Here is a 4358-nt window from a genome sequence, read left to right as displayed (position 1 = left end):
CCACCCGACACCACCAGCCGCCACAGATCCTCCGGCGACCCCACACCACCCGGATACCGGCACCCCATCCCCACGATCGCTATGGGTTCCTGGGCTGCGGCGATCAGCTCCTGGTTCTGCCGACGCAGTCGGGCGTTCTCCTTGAGCGAGTCTCGGAGCGCTTCGACGACAGCGTCGGACGCCGTGTTCGTCATCATCTCTCCCGTCAGGAATGGATCAGGTCTCGGAACTGGCCCGGGCCATGCGAATGAGGGCGTCGACGTCCATGTCGTCGATGAGATCGGTGCTGTCCGCGGGCTCGTCGGCGCCGCCGCTCCGTGCGTCGGCAGCCGTGTCGGCGTCCTGGGCGAGCCGGAGCAGTCCGTCGAGAAGTCCGGCCTGCCGGAGGCGGTCCACCGGGAGGGACACGAGCAGACGGCGGATCTCGGTCTCGCCGGGTGCGTCGGCCGGTGCCGCCGTCGCCTTCGGTGCCAGCGCGGTCCGCAGGTGGTCGGCCACGGCCGCGGGGGTCGGGTAGTCGAAGACCAGGGTCGCGGGCAGCCGCAGGCCGGTCGCCTTGCCGAGCCGGTTGCGCAGCTCGACGGCGGTCAGGGAGTCGAGGCCGAGTTCCTTGAAGCCCCGCTTCATATCGAGGCTGTCCGTGCCGCCGTAGTCCAGCGTCGTGGCGACCTCGGCCCGTACGAGGTCCAGCACGGCCTGCTGCTGCTCGTCCTCCGTGAGGCCGGCCAGCCGTTCGGCGAGGGTCGGCCCCACGGCCGTGCTCCCGGCGGCCGGCCCGGCCGAGGCCGTCCGGCGCACCGGAGTGCGCACCAGCGAGCTCAGCAGGGACGGAACCCCCGTGCCGAGCGCTCTCAACGCGCCCATGTCCAGCGGCAGGGGCACGAGCGCGGCCGCGTCCACCCTCAGTGCGGCGTCGAACAGGTGCATGCCCTGCTCGGGCGAGATCGCGGCCATACCGGTCCTGGCGAACCGGTTGCGGTCGGCTTCCGTGAGGGCGGCCGCCATACCGCCCTCCGCCCACGGTCCCCAGGCGAGGGAGGTGGCGGGCAGTCCCAGGGCCCTGCGGTGCTGCGCCAGGGCGTCCAGGAAGGTGTTGGCCGCGGCGTAGTTGGCCTGACCGGCACCTCCGAGGAGTCCCTGGATGGAGGAGTAGAGGACGAAGGCGGACAGCTCCAGGTCGCGCGTGGCCTCGTGCAGGTTCCACGCGGCATCCGCCTTGGGGCGCAGGACGGCGTCGAACCGCTCGGGCGTCAGCGACTCCAGAACACCGTCGTCGAGGACGCCGGCCGCGTGCACCACCCCGGTCAGCGGGTGGTCCCCGGGAATGCCGGCGAGCAGCGCGTCCAGCGCCGCGCGGTCGGCGACGTCGCAGGCGGCGACGGTGACGTCGGCTCCCCTGGCGGTGAGGTCGGCCTTCAACTCGGCCGCCCCGTCGGCGGCGAGGCCCCGGCGGCTGGTCAGCAGCAGGTGCCTGACACCGTGCTCGGTGACGAGATGGCGGGCCAGCAGGCCGCCCAGCGCGCCGGTCGCGCCGGTGATCAGCACCGTGCCGTCCGGGTCCCATGGCCCGGTGCCGTCGGCCGGTACCACGACCCGTTCCAGACGGGGCGTGCGCAGATCGCCGGAGCGGACCGCCACCTGCTGCTCGTTCGCGGACAGCGCCCTTGCGATCGCCTGCCCGGCATCGGTGTTTTCGTCGAGGTCCACCAGCAGCAGGCGGTCCGGGTTCTCCGTCTGCGCCGAGCGCAGCAGACCCCACACGGCGGCGTGCGGCAGGTCGAGTACGTCCTCGTCCGGTGACGCGGCGACCGCTCGCCGCGTCACCACCGCCAGCCGTGACGCGGCGAGCCGCTCATCGTCCAGCCACGTCCGCACCAGCGTCAGGGCGCGATGGACGGCGTCCCGCGGGGAGTCGGCCGGTTCCGTCAGCGGCGCCACGACCAGGTCCGGGGCCGCGGCACCCGCGGCCACCGCGGCGCCGAGCGCCGCCACGTCGGCGTACCGCTCCGCGCCGGGCAGTCCCGGCGCGTCGCCGCCCAGGACGGTCCACGGCCGGGCCGGTGCCTCCGCCCCGCCGCTCACCGCCACCCAGGACGGCCGGAACAGGGCCTCGTGACGGCGGCCACCGGCCGCGCCCAGCTGCTCGGCGGACACGGCGCGCACCGCGAGCGACTCGACCACGGCGACCGGTTCGCCCGCCGCGTCCGCGACCTCGATGGTCACCGAGCCCGGCCCGGCGGGGGCCAGTCGCACGCGCGCCACGGTCGCGCCCGAGGCGTACCAGCGCACCCCGCTCCATACGAAGGGCAGTCGCGGATCGCCGGTGCCCGGCAGTACGCCCAGTTCGATGGCGTGCAGTGCCGAGTCCAGCAGGGCCGGATGCAGCCCGAAGGCGGCCGCCTGCTCCTTGTGTTCGTCGGCCAGGGCGAGTTCGGCGAACACCTCGTTGCCACGGCGCCACACGGACCGCAGTCCGCGGAACGCCGGCCCGTAGTCGAAGCCCTGCTCGGCGAGGGCGTCGTAGCGTCCGGTGAGATCCACCGGAGCCGCGTCACGCGGCGGCCACACGGCCAGGTCGAAGCCCGCGGCCACCGGGACGGGCGCCAGGGTTCCGTCGGCGTGCCGGGTCCATGGCTCGTCGATGTCCGTGCCCTCGGGGCGGGAGTGGATGGTCAGGGAACGGTGTCCCGAGGCCTCGGGGGCGCCGACCGCCACCTGGAACCGCACGGCACCGTCCCCGGACAGCACCAGCGGCGCTTCCAGGGTGAGCTCCTCCAGCACCCCGGCGCCCGTCTCGGTCGCGGCCCGTGCGGCCAGCTCCACGAAGGCGGTGCCCGGGAGCAGTACCCGGCCCAGGACCGCGTGATCGGCGAGCCAGGGGTGGGTCCGCAGGGAGAGCCGGCCGGTGAGGATGGTCTCGTCCGTGTCGGCCCGGGTCAGTGCCGCGCCGAGCAGCGGGTGATCGGCCGACGACAGTCCCGCGCCGCCGACGTCGGCGGTTCGCGCGGGGGCCTTGGCCCAGTAGTGCCTGCGCTGGAAGGCGTAGGTGGGCAGGTCGGTCCGGCGCGCGCCCGAGCCGTGGAAGAAGGTGTCCCAGGACGGGCTCACGTGCCGCACATGCAGCCGGGCCAGCGCGTGGGCGAACGCGGGGGTGTCCGGGCGGTCCTTGCGGAGCAGCGGGACGAATTCCGGCTCGGCGCCCTCCGCGTCCACGACGCAGTCCCGGCCCATGGCCGACAGCACGCCGTCCGGGCCGAGTTCCACGAACGTCGTGACGCCCTCGTCGTGGAGCGTGCGGATTCCGTCGCCGAACCGGACGGCCTCGCGTACGTGCCGGACCCAGTAGTCCGGTGAACAGACCTCCTCGGTACGGGCGACCTCACCGGTCACGTTCGACACGAGGGGGATGACGGGCGGCCTGAACGCCAGGCCTTCGGCCACGGCGCGGAAGGCGTCCAGCATCGGGCCCATATGGGGCGAGTGGAAGGCGTGGCTGACGTTCAGCCGGCGCGTCTTGCGTCCCCGGCTCTCCAGCTCCCTGCCGACGGCCAGCGTGGCCGGTGTGTCACCGGAGATGACGACGGAGGCGGGCCCGTTCACCGCGGCGATCGACACCTGGTGGGTGCGCCCGGCCAGCAACGCCGTCACTTCCTCCTCGGTGGCGAGGGCGGAGATCATGGCGCCGTTCTGCGGGAGGGCCTGCATCAGGTTGCCGCGGGCGGCCACCAGTGCGGCCGCGTCGGCGAGGGACAGCACACCCGACACATGGGCGGCCACGAGTTCGCCGATCGAGTGCCCGGCCACGAAGTCGGGCTTCAGGCCGAGGCTTTCGGCCAGCCGGAAGAGGGCCACCTCGAGGGCGAACAGGCCGGTCTGGGTGAACAGCGTCTGGTGCAGCAGCTCGCCCTCCCAGTCGTCGGAGTCGGCGAAGACGACGTCCCGTACCGAGCGCCCCACGTGCCGGTCGAGTTCGGCGCAGACGGCGTCCAGCGCCTCGGCGAACACCGGGTAGGCGTCGTACAGTTCGCGTCCCATACCGGCCCGCTGGCTGCCCTGCCCGGTGAACAGGAAGGCGGTCCTGCCGGTGGTCGGGCCGCCCGTGACCAGCCGGGCGGACGAGCGGCCGGCCGCCAGCGCGTCGAGGCCCTCCAGCAGTTCCCCTTGGCTTTCGGCGAACAGGGCCGCGCGATGGTCGAGGGCTGTCCGTCCGGTGGCCAGCGAGTAGCCGAGGTCCAGCAGGTTCACCTCGCCGGCCGCTTCGAGGTGCGTACGGAGCCTTTCGGCCTGGGCGGCCAGTGCCTGGGGTGACCTGGCCGAGAGGACCAGCGGCACGGTGGCCGGAGCGGGAGCCGCCCCGG

2 protein-coding genes are annotated in these 4358 nt (G+C 73.8%); both read right to left on the bottom strand.

All coding sequences use genetic code 11. The features are described from left to right. Positions 1 to 197, bottom strand: a 197-nt coding sequence (locus LZ604_RS35255; RefSeq protein ID WP_234520294.1) for a polyketide synthase docking domain-containing protein, incomplete at its 3' end; no start/stop codon positions are given. Positions 198 to 216: 19 nt separating this feature from the next. Next, positions 217 to 4358 (bottom strand): type I polyketide synthase (locus LZ604_RS35250; RefSeq protein ID WP_234520293.1); only part of this gene is annotated, 4142 nt, incomplete at its 5' end.

Source organism: Streptomyces glomeratus (assembly GCF_021462825.1).
GTDB lineage: Bacteria > Actinomycetota > Actinomycetes > Streptomycetales > Streptomycetaceae > Streptomyces > Streptomyces glomeratus.
The sequence above is the reverse complement of the archived record's forward strand: the minus strand, read 5'-3'. Positions and strand labels throughout refer to the sequence as shown.